17 protein-coding genes are annotated in these 19,442 nt (G+C 41.5%); 9 read left to right on the top strand and 8 right to left on the bottom strand.

Features of this window, described 5'->3' with window-relative positions; genetic code table 11:
- Together ABF638_RS30385 and ABF638_RS30380 are read right to left on the bottom strand one after the other, a co-directional pair.
- Positions 1–334: ELWxxDGT repeat protein (locus tag ABF638_RS30385; protein ID WP_435026587.1), on the bottom strand; the 334-nt coding region annotated here is incomplete at its 3' end.
- A 354-nt stretch (positions 335–688) separates the two neighbouring features.
- Entirely contained in the window at positions 689–1,648 is a 960-nt protein-coding gene (locus ABF638_RS30380; RefSeq protein ID WP_435026586.1) for a protochlorophyllide reductase, read from the bottom strand.
- 331 nt (positions 1,649–1,979) lie between these two features.
- Here ABF638_RS30380 and ABF638_RS30375 point away from each other — a divergent pair, with 331 nt between their 5' ends.
- The 5 genes from ABF638_RS30375 (at position 1,980) to ABF638_RS30355 (ending at position 9,493) form a co-directional block, all read left to right on the top strand.
- Positions 1,980–3,386 (top strand): AAA-like domain-containing protein, encoded by a 1,407-nt coding sequence (locus ABF638_RS30375; protein WP_435026585.1) that lies wholly within the window; start codon positions 1,980–1,982, stop codon positions 3,384–3,386.
- Between the two features lie 157 nt (positions 3,387–3,543).
- Complete coding sequence (locus ABF638_RS30370) at positions 3,544–5,106, top strand: AAA-like domain-containing protein (protein WP_435026584.1); 1,563 nt, start codon at positions 3,544–3,546, stop codon at positions 5,104–5,106.
- 233 nt (positions 5,107–5,339) lie between these two features.
- Positions 5,340–7,499, top strand: coding sequence for a DNA helicase RecQ (gene recQ, locus ABF638_RS30365; RefSeq protein WP_181927743.1), 2,160 nt, complete (start codon positions 5,340–5,342; stop codon positions 7,497–7,499).
- Between the two features lie 185 nt (positions 7,500–7,684).
- Positions 7,685–8,092, top strand: coding sequence for a hypothetical protein (locus ABF638_RS30360; RefSeq protein WP_435026583.1), 408 nt, complete (start codon positions 7,685–7,687; stop codon positions 8,090–8,092).
- 492 nt (positions 8,093–8,584) lie between these two features.
- Positions 8,585–9,493 (top strand): peptidoglycan-binding protein, encoded by a 909-nt coding sequence (locus tag ABF638_RS30355; RefSeq protein WP_435026582.1) that lies wholly within the window; start codon positions 8,585–8,587, stop codon positions 9,491–9,493.
- Positions 9,494–9,682: 189 nt separating this feature from the next.
- Here the strand turns inward: ABF638_RS30355 and hemJ are convergent, their stop codons facing one another.
- The 4 genes from hemJ to psbQ form a co-directional block, all read right to left on the bottom strand.
- The gene (gene hemJ / locus ABF638_RS30350) at positions 9,683–10,267 is read right to left on the bottom strand and encodes a protoporphyrinogen oxidase HemJ (RefSeq protein ID WP_435026581.1); all 585 of its coding nucleotides are present in this window, start codon (positions 10,265–10,267) and stop codon (positions 9,683–9,685) included.
- Positions 10,268–10,507: 240 nt separating this feature from the next.
- The gene (locus ABF638_RS30345; protein ID WP_435026580.1) at positions 10,508–11,359 is read right to left on the bottom strand and encodes an alpha/beta fold hydrolase; all 852 of its coding nucleotides are present in this window, start codon (positions 11,357–11,359) and stop codon (positions 10,508–10,510) included.
- A 60-nt stretch (positions 11,360–11,419) separates the two neighbouring features.
- A complete protein-coding gene (locus tag ABF638_RS30340) occupies positions 11,420–12,625 on the bottom strand; it encodes an NAD(P)/FAD-dependent oxidoreductase (RefSeq protein WP_435026579.1) in 1,206 nt (401 codons plus the stop codon).
- Positions 12,626–12,719: 94 nt separating this feature from the next.
- Positions 12,720–13,175: a photosystem II protein PsbQ gene (psbQ, locus tag ABF638_RS30335; protein ID WP_435026578.1), complete on the bottom strand. Its 456-nt coding sequence runs from the start codon at positions 13,173–13,175 to the stop codon at positions 12,720–12,722.
- A 511-nt stretch (positions 13,176–13,686) separates the two neighbouring features.
- On the opposite strand from psbQ, the gene ABF638_RS30330 reads away from it, so the two are divergent.
- From ABF638_RS30330 to ABF638_RS30315, 4 genes are all read left to right on the top strand, one after another.
- Positions 13,687–14,115: a hypothetical protein gene (locus ABF638_RS30330; RefSeq protein ID WP_435026577.1), complete on the top strand. Its 429-nt coding sequence runs from the start codon at positions 13,687–13,689 to the stop codon at positions 14,113–14,115.
- A 241-nt stretch (positions 14,116–14,356) separates the two neighbouring features.
- Positions 14,357–15,532, top strand: a complete 1,176-nt coding sequence (locus ABF638_RS30325) for a hypothetical protein (RefSeq protein WP_435026576.1) — start codon at positions 14,357–14,359, stop codon at positions 15,530–15,532.
- A gap of 191 nt (positions 15,533–15,723) precedes the next feature.
- A complete protein-coding gene (locus ABF638_RS30320) occupies positions 15,724–17,172 on the top strand; it encodes an NB-ARC domain-containing protein,Caspase domain-containing protein (protein WP_435026575.1) in 1,449 nt (482 codons plus the stop codon).
- Complete coding sequence (locus ABF638_RS30315) at positions 17,166–18,584, top strand: tetratricopeptide repeat protein (RefSeq protein WP_435026574.1); 1,419 nt, start codon at positions 17,166–17,168, stop codon at positions 18,582–18,584. The genes ABF638_RS30320 and ABF638_RS30315 overlap by 7 nt, the downstream gene beginning before the upstream one ends.
- A gap of 239 nt (positions 18,585–18,823) precedes the next feature.
- On the opposite strand, the gene ABF638_RS30310 is transcribed toward ABF638_RS30315, so the two are convergent.
- A complete protein-coding gene (locus ABF638_RS30310) occupies positions 18,824–19,063 on the bottom strand; it encodes a hypothetical protein (RefSeq protein WP_435026573.1) in 240 nt (79 codons plus the stop codon).
- Positions 19,060–19,269 (bottom strand): hypothetical protein, encoded by a 210-nt coding sequence (locus ABF638_RS30305; RefSeq protein ID WP_435026572.1) that lies wholly within the window; start codon positions 19,267–19,269, stop codon positions 19,060–19,062. The genes ABF638_RS30310 and ABF638_RS30305 overlap by 4 nt, the downstream gene beginning before the upstream one ends.
- Between the last annotated feature and the right edge of the window lie 173 nt (positions 19,270–19,442).

Below are 19,442 nucleotides of genomic sequence, written 5' to 3'. Positions count from 1 at the left end.
TATTAATATCCTTAATGCGGACGGTACCAGCCTCAGTGCCATCACTCTTCCACAGCTCACTCCCCCCACTACTGTCGGTAGCATTGAAGTATAGCGTGCCGTCGATATTCGTCAGATATGACGGGCTAGATTCACTAGTGCCAGAGAAGATATCCTTGACGCGGACAGTACCAGCCTCAGTGCCATCACTCTTCCACAGTTCGTAGCCCCCACTGCTGTCGGTAGCAACAAAGTACAGCGTGCCGTTGACATTTATAAAAAATCTGGGGGAAGACGAAGCTCCTTTAGTATTGATATCTTTGACAAGGATAATCGATGCTTCTTCTGCTGGCATAACCGTTTTTCCTAATAGATAAGAATCACAAGGGAAATCAGGCGTTGGTAGACGCCCCAAGTGCGATCGCTATTTTTCTTGCTATGTAAAAATGCGATCGCCAAGTTCCCTAGCTTCGCTTTTTTTTAATTAATATAGCCTCAGCAAATATCTTGAATTTTCTACTCTATTTATATAAAGCCAATTTAGTTTAATTACTAAACACTGCAAATCGCAAAATAAAATATATCAATAAAGTCAGAGGTGACTTAAATAATCACCTCAACTATTCTTTACTTGTACATGATGCCAATTCAAAAAAGTGGATTGATGAATCGATAAATCATGCACAAGGTAACACTAATTCCTGTGTCATCATGCAAGCCCAACTAACTTTGCGCTTAGTTCCCACATGCGATCGCCTTTGTCGTCATCGCGGGCTTGAGGAGAGACTTTTTGCACAAAAGATTTGCCATCTTTTTTCTGGCGATTTCCCCAACTCCAATAGACACCGGATTGATTATACTCAGGATCGGCAACCACGGCTGCAACCCTTTCTCCCGCCAACTCTTGAGACACATATCCTCCAGTGATGTACTTCTGGAATAAGGGGAAGATTTTCTGAAACAGAGGATAGTGGTTTCTAAATAGCGGCGTTTCTGCAACACATCCCGGATAGAGAGAATTAAAGACGATACCGGTTGACTCGTGATAGCGCTCATGCAGTTCCCGCATAGTTAGCACGTTGCAAACCTTACTGTCTTTGTAAGCTTTGACTGGCTCAAATTTCTTGCCATCAATCATTGCGATCGGCTCTTTAAACCCTTCTGCAAAGCCATTTAGTTCGCCCAAATCTGGACGGGGTGGAATCTTCCCACCTAGTTCGTCTGGATTGTGCGTGACGGTTCCTAAAATAACCAGCCTTGGCTCTAAAGATGACTTCTTCAGATCCTCTAGCATCAAGTTGCACAAGAGGAAATGACCCAGATGATTGGTAGTGACAGTTAACTCGTAACCTTCTGGACTGCGTAACGGCTCCTTAATTAAGGGCATATAAATTGCGGCGTTGCATACCAAAGCATCTAGGGACTTTCCACTGGCTCGGAAGTTCTTCACAAACTGTCGAACACTTTCTAAGGAGCCAAGGTCGATATGTATACTGGTATAACTGTTGTAAGGGATTTCCACAGCTTGGGCAGCTTTTTGTGCCTTTGCTAAATCCCGACAGGCCAGCACCACATACCATCCCCTTTCAGCAAGAGCTTTTGCAGCATACAGACCCACCCCCGAAGAGGCACCCGTAATTACAACCGTTGGCTTCTGATGTTGTTCCATTCTGTTCGCACTCCATTGACTGTCTCTAGGATCTCACACCAGTGAGCTATGATTATCACCAGCTTTTCAAAGCTGTATTAGGCTGAACGAACCTCGGACTCTAAGTAACAGAGACTAATCTTGGAAATAAAAATGTATAATTATACAAATAATATTAAAAAATAATATAAATATAATAATTATTGTGATGGATTAATAAAACTGAAAATTGTATCAATCCAATCTTGACTTTTTCTGTTTTCAAGTATTTTTTCAGATGTATTCAGATGTATATTATTACTAGTCAAAAAAGTATAAGTAAATTTCCTAGCTGTTTAACAATTTATACGCAGTGGATGAGCTTCTAGAATCTGTAAAAAAAATTCTGCAAGACAAACCTCTCGGTTCAATTCAGTGGTTTGTGCTTTATCAATCATGGTTGGGCAAAACTTACGGTGAAATGGCAGAGGCATCAGGCTACGGTAACAATTACATCAAGGAAGTTGGCTCTGAGTTATGGCAAGACCTTTCCATTGCACTTGGAAAAAGAGTAACGAAAAAAAATTTGCATTTAGCCTTGAAAAAACACCTGGAATACGAGATAGCTGATCCGGAAAATCAGATCCAACAAAAGTTCGGCGAAGAATCTAACTTAGAAATGGTTTCTCCAGACTTGTTTTCAGCAAACAACATAGAATTTCCTAGCGGTCCTGTAGCACTGGGTTCTCCTCTTTACATCAATCGCCCTCCCCTGGAAGAACTTGTTTGTAACGAGATTTTACACCCTGGTTGCTTAATCCGGATCAAAGCACCTAGAAAGACCGGAAAAAGTTCTCTGCTCAATCGGATGATTGCTTATGCTAAAGAGCAAGATTATCAAATTGTCTATTTGGACTTTCAAGAAGCTGATCAAGACGTTTTTGCTTCCCTGGATAAATTTTTGCGTTGGTTTTGTGTCAATGTCAGTAGGCAGTTAAATCTCCTTCCCTGTCTCGATGATTTTTGGGATACGGAAATGGGCAGCAAGGTAAGCTGCAAAATCTATTTTGAAGCATATCTTTTGCAATATATTCATGATAGTCCTGTAGTTTTGGCTTTGAATGAAGTCCATCGGGTTTTTGAACATCCCAATATTGCCCAAGATTTTCTGCCAATGCTGCGATTTTGGCATGAACAAGCAAAGCAAGATCAAACTTGGCAAAAACTGCGGATGGTGGTGGTTCACACAACAGAAATTTATATTCCGCTCAAGCTCAATCAATCACCTTTCAATGTAGGGATAACAATTACGCTGCCGCCATTTACCCTCAAACAGGTACAGAATTTAGCATTACGTTATGGACTAAATTGTGCAGCAGACTCCGAAGGTGCAAAACGCCTTGCACCACTACAAGCAACGGTAGGAGGACATCCCTATTTAGTGAGCCTTGCATTTTATCATTTATGTCAAGGGGAAATGACACTGGAGGTATTACTAGAAAGTGCATCTACACCAGTGGGAATTTATGGTCAGCATTTACGAGAACTGTTGAGCTTACTGCAAAAAGAACCAGAATTAATGACAGCTATGCAACAGGTAATTGCAACAGATGAAAAAGTGGAGTTAGACGCGATCGCTGCTTATAAGCTAGAAAGCATGGGTTTGGTTCAACTCAATGGCAATCAAGCTAGCGCCATGTGTGAGTTATATCGTCTTTATTTTAGCCAACAGTTTGGAAAGCAAAATAGTGCTAATGCTTCTAGTAAATTTTCCAGCTAGTTCTGAAGGTTTGTAGTAAGCACTTTAGTGCTGATACTTTACTGCTTATATAAAGAAGGACTAAAGTCCTTACTACAAACTTTATTATATGAATTTTATCAACTGTTCCAAGACAAGTTTTTTGATTTAGATATAGAACGAATTTAAAATAAATTAAATGAACAATTATCGATACCAAGTTGGTGGCACGCTTACCAGTGACGCTCCTAGCTATGTTGAGCGCAGAGCAGATGTGGAACTTTACGAAGCCTTGAAACAGGGTGAATTTTGTTACATCCTCAGCTGTAGGCAAATGGGCAAATCTTCACTTATGGTAAAAACAAAGCACCGCTTGCAACAAGAAGGCTTTAAATGTGCCACCGTTGATATGACTAATATTGGTTGTGAAAATATAACACCAGAACAGTGGTATAAGGGAGTTGTCGGGGACATCTGGTTGAGTTTCAAACTGTTAGGAAAAGTCAATTTAAAAACTTGGTGGCAAGAACAAAATGATATTTCTCTGGTTCAGAAACTCAGTCGGTTTATTTCGGAAAATCTGTTAGCTAAGTTTCCGAATGAAAGACTATTTATTTTTATTGATGAAATTGATAGTATTCTCAGCCTAAATTTCTCTGTTGATGACTTTTTTAACTTGATTCGATTCTGTTATAATCAACGAGCAATTGATCCAGAATATCATCGAATTACATTTGCAATTTTTGGTGTGGCGACACCTTCAGACTTAATTCTAGATCGAAATCATACTACCCCATTTAATCTTGGTAAAACCATCCAAATAAATGGTTTTACTTTTGAAGAAGCTCAACCACTATCTTTGGGACTGGATATTAAAGACAATCATCCCCAGAAAGTTTTGAAAGCAATATTAGGTTGGACAGAAGGACAACCATTTCTTACCCAAAAACTGTGTCGGCTACTTGTAAGTTTATCTCAAGATGATACGGGTAGAAAGCTCAAAATTCCCCCTGGCACAGAAGAATTTTGGATAGAAAATGTGGTGCGATCGTACATCATCGAGAAATGGGAATCGCAAGATGAACCGGAGCATTTGCGAACCATTCGCGATCGCATCCTCAGAAACGAACAATTTGCTGCCAGATTGCTAGGAATTTATCAGCAAATTCTCCAAGGAGTAAAAGTACCAGCCGACGATAGTCGAGAACAGGTAGAACTGTTGCTGTCTGGTTTGGCGATCAAAAAGCAAGGGTTTCTCCAAATAAAAAACCGAATTTATCAAGAAGTTTTCAATTTAGAATGGGTTGGAAAAAAATTAGCTTACTTGCGTCCCTACTACGAAACCTTCAATGCATGGGTAGCCTCAGAAGAAAAGGATAAATCTCGCCTATTGCGCGGACAAGCCTTGATTGATGCCCAAACTTGGGCACATGGTAAAAGCTTAAGCAACTTAGATTATCGATTTTTAGCTGCTAGTGAAGAATTAGATCGGCGAGAAGTGCAGCAAGCATTAGAAGCTGAACGTGCTCAAGAAGTCGAAGCACGACTTCTTGAGCAACAAAAAAGGCTGGCTCAACAAAAGAAAAATGCCACAATCGTGACACTTTTGCTTGTGGGTATGACTATCAAGTTGGTGATTTCTATAGTGTGGGGAGTGTCACTTTTACAAAAGATTGATGCTTTAGAATCACAACTAAAATGTACCCAGATAGGGCATAAGGGCAAAGTAATAAATGCAAATTCTCGCTTAGATGGATGCTGAGTGAATTTTAGATTTTGGGTTTTAGATTAAAAGTATGGTTATTAGAGAACGCGGTAGAGTATTCCTTGGACAAGCACTGCTGCAAGCAGATCGTTGATTTTGTAGGTTGGCTTGAAGAAAGTACGATCGCCCCAGAGAAACGTAGTTCTGACTAAAGCTACCGATGATGTGAGTTAAAATCCTGATATCTTCAATAATTACTCACGCAGACAGCCACCGAAAAAGCGATCGCTATGCTTCAGTATCCCCATCTCGAACAGGCGCTAAAATATCACTTCGGTTACGACCAATTCCGCCCCGGACAACGGCAAATTATCGAAGATGCGCTGCAAAATCGAGATTTAATGGTTGTGATGCCGACTGGTGGGGGGAAATCTCTGTGTTTTCAGCTACCAGCGTTGTTGAAAAATGGACTAACAGTGGTGGTGTCGCCGTTAATTGCTTTGATGCAAGACCAAGTAGAAGCACTGCGAAATAATAATATTAACGCGACATTTCTCAATAGTAGTTTGAATGCTTACAAGGTGCGATCGCGGGAAGAAGCTATCCTCAGTGGTAAAGTAAAATTACTATACGTCGCCCCTGAACGTCTCCTCAGTGAAAGGTTTCTCCCATTTCTCGATTTAGTTAAAGAAAAAATCGGTATTTCTAGCTTCGCTATTGATGAAGCGCACTGCGTTTCTGAATGGGGACACGACTTTCGTCCAGAATATCGCCAGTTGAAATCTCTGCGGAAACGCTATCCTGATGTTCCTACCGTCGCCCTCACCGCTACAGCAACCGATCGCGTCCGTAGTGATATCATTCAACAACTAGGACTAAAGCAACCTAGCATTCATCTTGCCAGTTTTAACCGTGAAAATCTTTATTACGAAGTTCGTCCTAAAACTAAATATGCTTACGCTGAATTATTAGAACTAATTCGAGAAACTGAAGGTTCGACAATTATTTATTCTTTAACTCGTAAAAAAGTTGATGAACTAACTTTTAAACTACAAAATGATAAAGTTATTGCTCTACCTTATCACGCCGGATTAAGTGATGAAGAACGTAGTAGTAATCAAACGCGATTTATTCGAGATGATGTCCGGGTGATGGTGGCAACAATCGCCTTTGGAATGGGAATTAATAAACCCGATGTGCGGTTGGTAGTTCACTTTGATCTGCCCAGAAATATAGAAAGTTATTATCAAGAATCGGGCAGAGCAGGTAGAGACGGAGAACCATCTCGCTGTACAATATTTTTCAGCTTTGGTGATGTTAAAACAATTGAATGGAGTATCGATCAAAAAACCGATCCTCAAGAACAGTTGATTGCCAAACAACAACTGCGGCAAATGATCGATTACGCTGAAGGCACTGATTGCCGGCGAACGATTCAACTGGGTTATTTTGGAGAAAGGTTTCCTGGGAATTGCGGTAACTGTGACAATTGTCGTCATCCCAAACCCGTGCAAGATTGGACAATTGAAGCTATGAAGTTTTTATCTTGTGTGGCGCGTTGCAAAGAAAGATTTGGGATGCTACACATAATCGATGTGTTGCGAGGGGCAAAAAAAGACAAAATTCTCCAGTACGAACACGATAAACTTTCTACTTATGGTATTGGTAAAGATAGAACTGTAGATGAATGGCGAATGTTAGGGCGATCGCTTTTACATCAGGGGTTAATAGAACAAACTAGCGATGGTTACTCAGTTTTAAAACTAAATGCCTTAAGTTGGGAAGTAATGCGAAAACAACGCACAGTTTCGCTAGCTGTAACCACAGTTCAAAAGATTACCTGGGAACAGGGGAGCGAAAAAGCAGAAGTCGCAGAAATATTATTACAGAAGTTGCGATCGCTACGTAAACAATTAGCTGATGAGCAATCTGTGCCACCTTACGTCATCTTCCACGATTCCACTTTAAAATTGATGGTACAGGTGCAACCCCAAAACTTAACTGAATTTGCCAAACTTTCTGGTGTTGGTAGTCATAAACTCGCTCAATATGGCGAAAAGTTTATTACAGAAATTCGCGCCTACCGCCAAGAAAAAGGTTTGCAAAATAAATCTGTTACTTCCGTATCCTCTCCCAACTCATCTTCTTCTTACACCGAATTACAGACATTACAATTGCATCAACAAGGTTTAAATATTGCTCAAATTGCCAAAAAGCGGAACCTTAGTCCGGCAACAGTTAGCAATCATTTAGAAAAATTAATTGAGAAAAATCAGCCAGTTGATTTAAATCAATTAGTACCTTTAGAGCATCAACAAAAAATTTGGCAAGTTTTAGAAGTACTCGGTGATATTTCCCTGACTCCCATCAAAGAACAACTAGGTGAAAGCTACACTTTTGATGAAATTCGTTTAGTGCGGTGTAAGTGGCGGCGTGAAAATCGTAAATAAAATTTACTTGTAATAAGTAATAAAAATTACAATGATTGTTTTGTTATGAATGACAATAAAAAATTAACATAACAGAGAAATAAAATATCTCAAATATGCCAAAATCAATGCATTGCCATAACTTGATATATTTACTTTGTTGTGTTCTACTTATTGCATTTGGAGTCAAGTTAATATCGATACCAGTGAAGATTACAACTTTCTCTTGTGAGAGAACACCAAAGCACATCAATTGTCAGTTGACTAATCGAGATTGGTGGGAATCCTCTGTAAAAATTTATTCTGAATTAGATTTGTGGATGGGCGTAGAAGTTAAGGCAATTAATGGTGATGGAGACAAACAATATTATGTCAGTCCTGTTATTAAGGATGGGAAAGACTATCGCATTTCTAACTCCTCCTACTGGCAAGCATCGGCACAAAAGCTTGCTGACAAAATTAATGCCTTTCTAAACGATTCTCAACAGGAATTTCTGACACTCACTCAAGATAACTATAACCCTCTCATACTGATTGGCTGGTTTTGCGTTTTATTTGGTGCATTTTGTTTAAGTCTTACTATTTGCTCATATATTTGTTGTTTGAAAAACTAGATAAGGAAGCTCAACTTAAATCTTATGATTAAAATACAGCGTTTAATTGCGTTAGCGGAGCGGGACTTTAGCCCATTGCGTTAGCGATTCTTCTCCCAAAGGGAGACGCCAAAGGCGAACGAGCGTCATTGCGAATTCCGAATTGGATTTATTACTAGTCCTGGCGACTGGAAGTCGCGGCTATACAGACAAAACCCACCTCCGTGGGTCAAAAACCCTTGATTTTTCAGGCTTTCCACGGAGGTGGACTTAGTTTGTGTAGTAGCGAATTCTATTCGCCTAATACTTTTCAAACATCCTCTTAGAAGAAATATTCTCATTAGGAGAGCTACAATACCTTGCCTTTGCGCGATTGTTAGTTACTCGTCTTAGCGTCACTATAGTAATGTAAAAATTTTGGTAGAGCTTTTTGGATAAGCGTATAGTTTTAAACATCGTCAATTTTTGTCATGATGTTTATACTTAGCTATAGGTCAATGAAGCAGGTGCAATATGAAACTACAAGATTTTTTGGGAAAAGAGGAGAAATGGGGATTTGAGGCGATCGCTGATGACGCAGACTTAGCTCGTCAGATTCAGATATTGTTAATTGGCTTAGGTTTGCTAGAACCCCCAGCTGATGGGAAATTTGGCCCTGTTTCTGTGATCTCTCTCAAAAAATTTCAAGAATTAGTAAAGACTGAAGAGAGTGGCTTTTTAGGAGCAGTCACAGCCAAGAAACTGATTGAAACCAAACCAGATGATCTTCCTAAACCCCCTTTAAAGCTTGGTAATGACATTGCCAGCAAAATTGTGAAATATATGCTCTCCAAGAATTATGAGGTATTCACTAATCCAAAAGAATACAACATTGTTTATGTAGAGGGTATAAATGCAGACTGGACTCTCAACAATGATGCACCCAACGAATTTAATGATCGACGGATTCTCATTGAAGTCGTAAATGGTGTTCCTAAAATCGTAGATCACTGGGAAGCTACTACAGAACCAGGGAATTACTACACTTATAAACCGATGAATTCCAAAGGAGCAGCGAGGATTCAGTTTGGGCAATACAAAGCTTGGGCTGTTGGCACCCACGGTACAGCAGAGCCTCACGAAGCATTAGTGCAAGTTGGAGATATAACTGTTTGTAGAGATTTCAACAAAGATTTTAAACGGACTGGCGACAAACTTGATACAGGTGATAATTTTTATGTGAATCAGCACTACGGCTTTGATTATCCACGGAATGATATTCGCCTTGCCAGTGCGGGTTGTTTAGTGGGACGTACCCGTGAAGGACATAGAGAGTTTATGGCGATTATTAAACAAGATCGCCGTTATGTCGCTAATCGCAAATATGCTTTCTACACTACCGTGATTCCTGGGGATGATTTACTGAAAACATTTCCAGGATGAAGTAATTAGTGGTAGGGGCGCACAGTTATCATTTAGAGCTAGGGCGAAATAGAATTCACGGCTATACAAACATAGACGCTTTGCGTCTTCCCACAGGGTAGTCCGCGCAACCGGACTGAAAAAAATTGAGAGTTTGAAACCCACCTCAGTGGGTTTTGCCTTGTGTAGTTGCGGTTTCTAATCGCCCTTTTAACTTTGTTCCTGTGGAACTTGCCCTATCTGCGCCGTCAGCTTCTCTTTATCCTGCCTGCGTTTTTTGGCGTAAAGTTGAATAGTGACTGCCATCAAAATAATCATGGCAAAAATAGCCCAAGCAGCGATATCTGTAGGTAGATTATTTTTAAACACAGCCAGCAGGACGATCGCTACTAACATAACTGTAGGCGCTTCATTTAAAGCACGTAATTGCTGACCACTCCAGCGACATTCATCTACTGCTAATTTCTTCATCAGCCGAGCGCAGTAATGATGGTAGCCAATTAAAATAGCCACAAACAGCAGTTTGATATGCAACCAACCTTCTTTTAAAATATCCGGTTCAGTGCTTACTAAACCAATGGCCATTGCGATCGTCACATACATTCCTGGGTTAGTGATGATGTAATAGAGACGCTTTTCCATAATTTGATACTGATTTTTCAGTATCGTTCGCGCTGGCTCAGGTTCAAGGTTCGCTTCAACGTGATAGATAAAAAGACGTACTAAGTAGAACAAACCAGCAAACCAAACTACAAATCCAACAATATGAAAGGCTTTAAACCATGAATAAGCCATGAACTCTAATCTCCTTTACTTGTGGTTGCACTCCATTTTTAATGGCAATAAAAATGAGTCAGAATTCAGAATTCTCCAACCGTCAAAGGATGGAGTCTTAATAGTAAAGAATATTTCAATTTAGCCACTTCATCTTCCATTTAGTAGTGATTGGAAATCCTCGACTAATTGATTCTGAATTCTGACTCCTGAATTCTGACATTCATTTTTATAATATCGATTTTTGCCAAAGCTATATTATCAATGAGCATCTTTACGACGCACAAAGGGTAAAAGGTCTTCTAAAATCGTCTCGTGGTAGTGTTCTTGAGGATAATGTCCGACGTTATTAAGTTTTATTAATTCGGTATTTGGTACAGAATCTGCAAAATTTTGAGCAATATCTACAGGTAGCCAAGGGTCAATCATACCCCATTGAATCAGAATTGGCTGTTGCCATTCTTTAAAGCCAGATTGTATTTCTGTCATGGCTGAATCAAGCTGTAAATTGCGAATACTTGCTAAGAGACTTCGACCAGATGCAGAAGTTTTCAAAAATGGTTTTCGATAAATATCTAAATCTTTATCTCCTATGCGATAACGACTTCCACCTTCTAGCGTCCGGTCAACTAATAGGGGGTCTTGGGTCATGACTTCACCTGCCAAAGGTAAACCCATTTGTTTAATTTTCCAAGGTAATTTGGCAGCAGTTGAAATTGGTGTATTTAAAATAGCTAAATTAGCAATTTGTTCTGAATGACGTAACGCATATTGTAGTCCTACAGAACCTAAAAAACCTTGGACAACTAAAGAAAAATGTTCAAGTTCTAAAGCTTTAATAAATCCTTCTAAAGCTGTGATAAAAGCATCTGGAGTATAAGCAAAATCTCGTTTCTCTGGTTTGGCAGAAAAGCCGTAACCAATCCAATCGGGAGCGATCGCTCTTGTCCCCTGATTCGCCAAAGCAGGTATAATATGACGCCAACTGTAACTTTGTGAAACTAAGCCGTGTAGCAACAACACAGGCGCTAAGTCGCTTCTGCCGATTGGTAAAGATTCCCGATAAAACCATTCCAGTGAATCTACATTGATTTTATGTTCTGTTATTGACACGTTATTTTCCTATATTGGGCATTTGTCATTTGTCATTTGTCATTGGTCATTTGTCATTTGTCATTTGTCAGAAATTATTATTCTCTTCTGCTCCCCTGCTCCTCTGCTCCTCTGCTCCTCTGCTCCTCTGCTCCTCTGCTCCCCTGCTCCTCTGCTCCCCTGCTCCTCTGCTCCCCCCATTCCCTGAGAAATAATCATCTCACGAATCGCATAAGCTGTAGCGGGTGCTAGTAAAACGCCGTTGCGATAGTGTCCGGTGGCTAGGAGGACGTTACTAAACCCTGGCAACTTACCAATAACTGGGGCTGGACGACCTTCAGGACGGGGACGTAACCCCGACCAAGTGCGGAGAATAGTTGCTGTGGCTAATTCTGGGCAAAATGCGATCGCTTGTTTTCTAACAGATTCCAACAATTCTTGATTTGGCGGTATCTCATCGCCATTGCGGGGAAATTCCACAGTTGCACCTACCCAATAATCTCCACCACCCACAGGAACAATATGGACATCGTTACCCGTTATTGCTGGCTGGAAATCAGGATTACCTAATAGATGCCCCACACGCATTTGCAAGGCTTGCCCAAGTACAGGGCGGATATCAATTATCTGATTTAATTTTGCCGTTAGCGGTGTTGAACCTAATCCTGCTGCAATTACAAACCAATCTGCGGCTATTTTTCCTTCTGTAGTCTCAAGGCAATGGCAAAATTCAGATGTTGAGTTTGGGGCATCCAAAACAGTCACGCCAAATTTGAAAGTTACACCATTTTGCTGGGCAGCCTCAACTAAAGCTAAAGTGAGGGCAGTTGGATCAAGCTGGCGGTCTTGCGGAGAATAGACAGCACCAGTAATTTTTTTGTGAGCAACTTGAGGACAGATATTTTGGAGTTTAGCGGCGTCCCAAATTTCTAAATTCCAGCCTTGAGAGTGGCGAATTTCTACAAGCTTTTCCCATGCTGCTAAATTCTCCTCTTGCAAACCCAGACTGAGAATTCCCTGGCGATTAAAAGGGATTTTGCGACCTGTTAAAGCTTCTAGTTCAGGAATCAAGGTTTCATAGCGCTGGATGCTAGTTTGTCGCATCTGCCAAGCTTTACCCTTGATTTTTTGGCTGATTACGCCCATTAAAACGCCAAGTGCAGCGCCCGTGGAAGCTTGTGCTGGTGGTTGGCGATCGCAAACTGTAATTTTTAGCCCTTTTTCTTGACTCAGTTGGTATGCGATCGCAGCCCCAACCACACCACAACCGATAATAACTACATTCATAACTTGTGTTTCAAGTGAGGAGTGAGAAGTTAGGAGTTAAAAATTCCTAACTCCTAACTCTTAACTCCTGTACAGACGCGATTAATCGCGTCTCCTAACTTTCTTCTGTTTTCGGAAGCAGATCGAGGAATTTGTCAATCTCTGCGAAAGCAGCTTGGGATTGGTTCAAGGCAACTAGAGGATTGCCAGCACTAGTAGCTTTATCGAGTTTAACCAGGTCTTTAAAAAAATCTCGCGTTATTTGACGTGCTTTGGGTTGGTCTTCGGGTAGAAGGTTAGGAGTGACATAAGTCAGATTCAGCTTTGCTTCTGTTATCGGGCCATGTATAAAGTTACGCACATTGATCCAATCACCTTTTTTAATCAGGGTTGTCAATTCTTCTGAGCGATCGCGCACAGCCTGAATTTCAGGAACATAAGCCTGAATTTTTTCAAGTTGTACTGCTGTGTAAGTCGGAGGTGCCACCGCAACACCAGGACCACCACAACTAATCAGGAATGTGGCCAATAGTACTAGGAAAAATGAAAAAATCGAGCGTTGACGCACCATATATTGAACTTAATTGCTTTTGGTTTACCGATTCACAGTGTCATTTTAGATCGCTAGCGCAGTCAATCGTTCTTGTCAGCCAAGGATTTTGCAGAAAATCTTGATATTTTTTCCAAAGGGCAGAGTTTCATCTGCTTTTGAGGAATTTTTAAGTACAATTACTTAATAGGTGTTAGTCAGTCTCAACAAGAAGCGATTTTTGGCTTCTGTTAGTAACTGAACGTGAGTTCGATGAACCTCTCTCTCCCAGCCTCCCTTTCCGTTTCGGAGAGGGAGGAGCAAGGAAAAATTCAGCTTTTTGCTCCCCTCTCCGTGTCGGAGAGGGGCTGGGGGAGAGGTCAAATAAAACTTGTCGAACTCACGTTAACTGATATTGTTAGGGAAATATGATTTAGAGTTGCTAAATCTTAAAGGTCTTGATAAGCTGAAACACCAATATATATAAGCCTTCTGGCGGTTTTTCTCTCTTCACATCCCCGAAGATGCCGACGCAATATAGGAGTGTTTTTTAGTGAACGCAGCTGAACAGGCAACGAACCTTGAACTCGCCAGCAACATTGCTACGGTAGTTAATTTGTTCAAATTCGAGTTTCCTGATGCCAAATCTGATCTCAAACCCTGGAAAAATGACCCAGAAACTAGGGAGTTAGTTGATCCAGATTCTATAGATATTGGCTTTCACTTTCCTGGTATCAGCAAATCTTGGCGAAGTCGTAGTATTTTAATTCAAATCCGATTTTATCAAGATCCCATCAATAATTCTCGGCGTGCGATCGGTGTGGAGGTAGCTGGATTCGATCATCGCGGTGAAGCATGGCGACTTTCGACGGTAGAAAACTGGAGTGTTGTCGGCGCATCTTCGCCTTCTGGTGAAATCGAGGATAAGCTCAAACAGATTTGCCGACACATTTTAGAAGTATTTAATAAACCAATCGATTGAAATCAACTTGTGTCAGAGAAAGTAACGCGATGTGCGACTTATTCTTCAAACCCCTCTCCAAACCTCTCCCCGTTGGCGTTAGCCTGCCGTTAGGCAAGCGGAGAGAGGCTTTAAGTCTTGCTCCCCTTACCTTGTAGGGAAGGGGTTGGGGGTTAGGTTTGAGAGAAAGTTGCATACCGCGTAAAGTAGTAAGGAATAATACAGAGGAAAGCTTTGCGTAGGCGTAGCTCGCCTTATCACAATGACCACTGTAATATTTGTTCATGGCACAGGCATTAGGGAACGAGAATACAACGAAACCTTTGAGATAATTGAGCAAAAGATTCACGCCCAACGTCCTGATATCAAAGTTTCTCCTTGCCTTTGGGGTGTATTAGGTGCAAAGTTCAATGATAATCGGGCATCAGTACCCTTGGAGAATGCGACACTGGCTTTATCTCAAGGAGAAGAAGACGCAGAGATTGTATTGTGGGGGCAATTATACCGCGATCCTCTGTATGAATTGCGGCTGTTGTCTTTGAAACCGATTGAGTCAGGAAATCCCTTTGGGGAAGAACCAGGGGATGTTTTACAATCTCGTGTAGCGAGTCTCACTCCGGGATCTCAACTGCAAGCTAAGTTGCAAGAGGCGGGAATTGCAGAGGTATTTGAGTCAGCACGAGAGGCGGTTATCCACAGTGAACCGTATCAACGGGCATTGCTCACAGTTTCCGAATCTGATTTGAGTGAATATTATGCACCAATAGCTAGAGCAGTTGTGGCTCATGCAATGTTTATTAGCGAACTGCAAGAAGAATTTCCCCCCATACTCACCGATGCCCAATTGCGTGATGAAGTTGTGGAATTGCTGACTCTGGCTTTAGGAGAGGCAGAGTTAGGATTAGTTGGCTGGTTATTAAAGCCATTTGTTGAACTAGCACAGTACGGCGGAACAAATTATGTCAGAGGAAACCGCCTTGAGTTAACTGATAAAATTTCGCCTATGCCTGGTGATATTTTGTTGTATCAAACGCGGGGTGAAAAAATCAGGGCGTTTATCCAAGAACAAATTGCCCAAGCAGAACCGCCAGTGGTTTTAATCGCCCATAGTTTGGGAGGTATCGCTTGTGTAGATTTGCTAGTGCAGCAGCAGTTGTCTCAGGTTGAATTATTGGTAACAGTTGGTTCCCAAGCACCATTTTTATATGAGATTAACGCCCTCTACAGCTTAGAATATGGGCAGTTATTGCCAGAGCATTTCCCACAATGGTTGAATATCTACGATTTACGGGATTTTCTCAGTTACGTGGGTAATAGAATTTTCCCTGGTAGAGTGCAGGATGTGGTGGTGGATAGTAGACAACCGTTTCCCCGTTCCCACGGTGCTTATTGGACAAATGCCAAAACCTGGGAGGCGATTATTTCGAGGTTGCCATAATGGTTTACTTTTTACGGTATTTAGAAAACCAATTCAGTAATCGTAGAAGAACCTCTCCCCCAACCCCTCTCCGTTGGCGTAAGCCTGCCGTTAGGCATAGCGGAGAGGGGAGTTTGGCTCCCCATTCCCTTGTAGGGAAGGGGGCTGGGGGGTTAGGTCATTTTCCCCATAACGTGAGAGGCTAAGTCATCATGCAGTTGATGGCTAAACCTGAGCGGACATTTGGGTTAATTGTGGGTATTGAAAAGTACCACGAAACTGCTTGGAATGTAACTGGAGGAGGGCCAGCCGATGACGCGCTGAAATTTGCTCGTTGGCTGCATCTGCACGGTGTACCGAAGGAGAATATCCGGTTATGTTTATCAGCACTAGAAGAAAATCATCAGTTAATTGGGGAATGTGGGTTAACTGTAGAGTTAGCAACAGAGCAAAATATCTCCGACATTGTGACTAACTTTTTATCCCCAAAGTCGGGGGATTTACTCTACATTTTTTGGGCGGGACATGGTTTGATTACCTCAGAACGAGAGCGTCGGTTGCTTTGTGCTGATGCAAATAAACAGAATTGGCAGAATTTAGATTTTAATTCTTTATTAATTTTGCTGGGTTCCGATAATTTTCAGATTCGTAATCATATTTGTATTATTGATGCCTGTGCCAATTATGTTTTAGAGTCGAAGGGAAGACCAACTAACTTAGGTGGCAAAGCTTTTTTGAGTGGTCAGCCAAGGCAAGATAGTCAACAATTTGTGTTACTGGCTACGCGGGAAGGAGAAAAAGCTGAGGTAAATTCGGAAAATAAAACAGGATACTTTTCTCAAGCGGTGAGAGAGGCTTTTGCTGAAGCTAATGGGACTTTTCCGCCGGATATGAGGGAAGTTACTGAGGCAGTTAAGCAACGGTTTATTAGTTTAGATAAAAAACAACTGCCGACTTATTTTTATTTTCGTAGTTCGGATGGAGATATTGAAAAATCTCATTTCAACCCGTTTGATATCCCGCATAATATCCCACAGAGTCAAGCTCGTAAGTTTGTTGGCAGGGATGAGCAAATAGAACAATTGCATCAGCTATTGCAAGCAAATGATGTTGTGGCAATTAGCGATGTGACTGGGCAAGGTGGGGTAGGTAAAACAGAGTTAGCTATTCAATACTCATGGCAATATTTAGAAGATTATTCTGGCGGGTGTTGTTGGTTAAATCCCCAAGGTATTGATTTGGGAACCCAGTTAGTAGAGTTTGGAGTTGTGAATTTACCTAACTTTAATCCGCCAGATGGTTTAAGCCTAGCAGGTCAAGTTGCTTATTGCTGGAAGAAGTGGCAATCTGGCAAAGTTTTATTAATATTTGATGATGTTAAAGACTGGAAGCTAATTCAACCCTATCTACCACCTAAAGGTTCTCGGTTTAAGGTGTTGATTACCACTCGTCAAAACACAGGTTTACCATATCCATCACTGCCGTTAGGTGAATTGTCACCAGATGGAGCCTTAGAATTATTAACAACTCTGTTGGGAAAAGATAGGGTTGAGAAGGAATTAGAGTTTGCTAAGGGACTTTGCCGATTTGTGGGTTATGTACCTATTGGACTTTACCAAATAGCAGCACAGTGCCGAGAGCCAGGGAGAGTATTATGCTAGCAGACATTCTCGCACGGCTACAAAAGCAAGCATCAGCAGGTGAGTCTGGTGTAGCAGCAGCTTTTGAGTTGAATTGGCAAAGCTTGGAACTAGAAGCGCAAAAATTGGCTTGTCTGTTGAGTTTGTTTGCTTTGGCTCCTATCCCTTGGTCTTTGGTAGAATCAGCAGCAAGTTATAGTGATTTGGAATTTGACCTCAAAGCTAACTGCGCTGTTTTAGTTGAGCGTTATCTGCTGCAAGAATTGGCAGAGGACACTTACCAAATCCATGAGCGCATTCGGGAATTATTGCAGCAGAAGTTAGAAGAGTTAGCGGAAGCTGATGAACTCAAGCGCGGCTTTTGTCAAGCAATGGTAGCCGTAGCCGAGGATATTCCTGAGACACCCACATTGATAGAAATTGCTCAAGTAACTCTTGCCATCCCTCACCTTGCGGAAACTGCCACAGTTTACCAAGCGTGGTTAAGTGATGATGATTTAATCTGGCCTTTTTTGGGCTTGGCTAGATTTTACGATGGTCAAGGAGCCTACGTGCAAGCCTTACCGTGGTATGAACAAAGTTTATCAGCTGCTAAAAAACGTTTTGGGGATGAACACCCCTCTGTAGCAACTAGCCTAAGTAATTTGGCATTCCTTTACAAATCACAGGGAAGGTATAACGAAGCCGAACCTTTGTACATCCAAGCTTTAGCGATGGACAAACGCCTGCTGGGGGATGAACACCCTTCTGTGGCAATTGACCTGAACAATTTGGCATTCCTCTACAAATCACAGGGAAGATATAGCGAAGCCGAACCTTTGTACATCCAAGCTTTGGAGATGGGAAAACGCCTGCTGGGGGATGAACACCCTTTTGTGGCAACTAACCTGAACAATTTGGCATTACTCTACTACTCACAGGGAAGGTACAGTGAAATTGAACCTTTGTACATCGAAGCTTTGGCGATGAGAAAACGCCTACTGGGGGATGAACACCCTTTTGTGGCAACTAGCCTCAACAATTTGGCATTCCTCTACAAATCACAGGGAAGGTATAGCGAAGCCGAACCTTTGTACATCCAAAGTTTGGCGATGGACAAACGCCTGCTGGGGGATGAACATCCTTCTGTGGCAATTGACCTGAACAATTTGGGAGCACTCTACGCTTCACAGGGAAGATATAGCGAAGCGGAACCTTTGTACATCCAAAGTTTGGCGATGAGAAAACGTCTGCTGGGGGATGAACACCCCTCTGTGGCAACTAGCCTGAACAATTTGGCAGGACTCTACGAATCACAGGGAAGGTACAGCGAAGCTGAACCTCTGTACATCGAAGCTTTGGCGATCGCTGAACAACGCTTGGGGGCAAATCATCCCAATACAATAACCTTGCGTGAAAGTCTGGAATACTTGCGGCGGAATCGTCAGCCTTGATTCAGGATAATGGTTGCTTTTGTCTGGCGTTGGTTTGAGTAATTTAGGTAATCTGCATCGGCTGCATTACCCGCCTGAGATTCAAATCCCAGTCTAATAAGTAGGCAACATAATTAATTACACAATGTTATTGCGAATGCAGTGAAGCGAAATAATGCGATCGCAACGCCTAGAACTACTTCTCTACGATATGCTCTGCGAAGGGTGCGATCGCAATAACTGTAAATATTTTTATTTCTCTACTTAACGAGGCTTTTATCTCCGTCAACGAGGCTTTTATCTCTGTTAACGAGTCTTTTATCTCCGTTAACGAGGCTTTTATCTCCGTTAACGAGGCTTTTATCTCCGTCAACGAGTATTTTATCTCCGTCAACGAGGCTTTTATCTCCGTTCACGAGGCTTTTATCTCCGTTCACGAGTATTTTATCTCCGTTCACGAGTATTTTAGCTCCGTTAACGAGGCTTTTATCTCCGTTCACGGGTTATAAAGATAGCGATCGTGGTTAATTGCACCATCTTTCACATCACATTCCACAGGATTTGAACCTAAATACCAAATAGAAGATGTTTGTTTGATGCTAGTAATAATAATTTTTCCATTTTCTTGAATAATCTCAAACTCTAGGTTTTCTCCTAATAGTTCTTTAGGGATTAATAAGCCTTTTTCTGTTGCTGTTAATTTCATGTTTAATTACCTCGATTTAGTTTGTAAGCTAATCAAAGGAATTTGCTTTAAGGGGTTGTTTGAAAAGTGTTTCGCTGTGATTTTAGGCACTTATTGATCCCCCCTAACCCCCCTTTTTAAGGGGGGAACCGGAATCAAAGTCCCCCTTTTTAAGGGGGATTTAGGGGGATCTA

The sequence above is a fragment of the Nostoc sp. CALU 1950 genome, from assembly GCF_051172895.1.
GTDB classification, from domain to species: Bacteria; Cyanobacteriota; Cyanobacteriia; order Cyanobacteriales; family Nostocaceae; genus Nostoc; species Nostoc edaphicum_A.
This window is presented reverse-complemented; position numbering and strand designations above follow the sequence as displayed.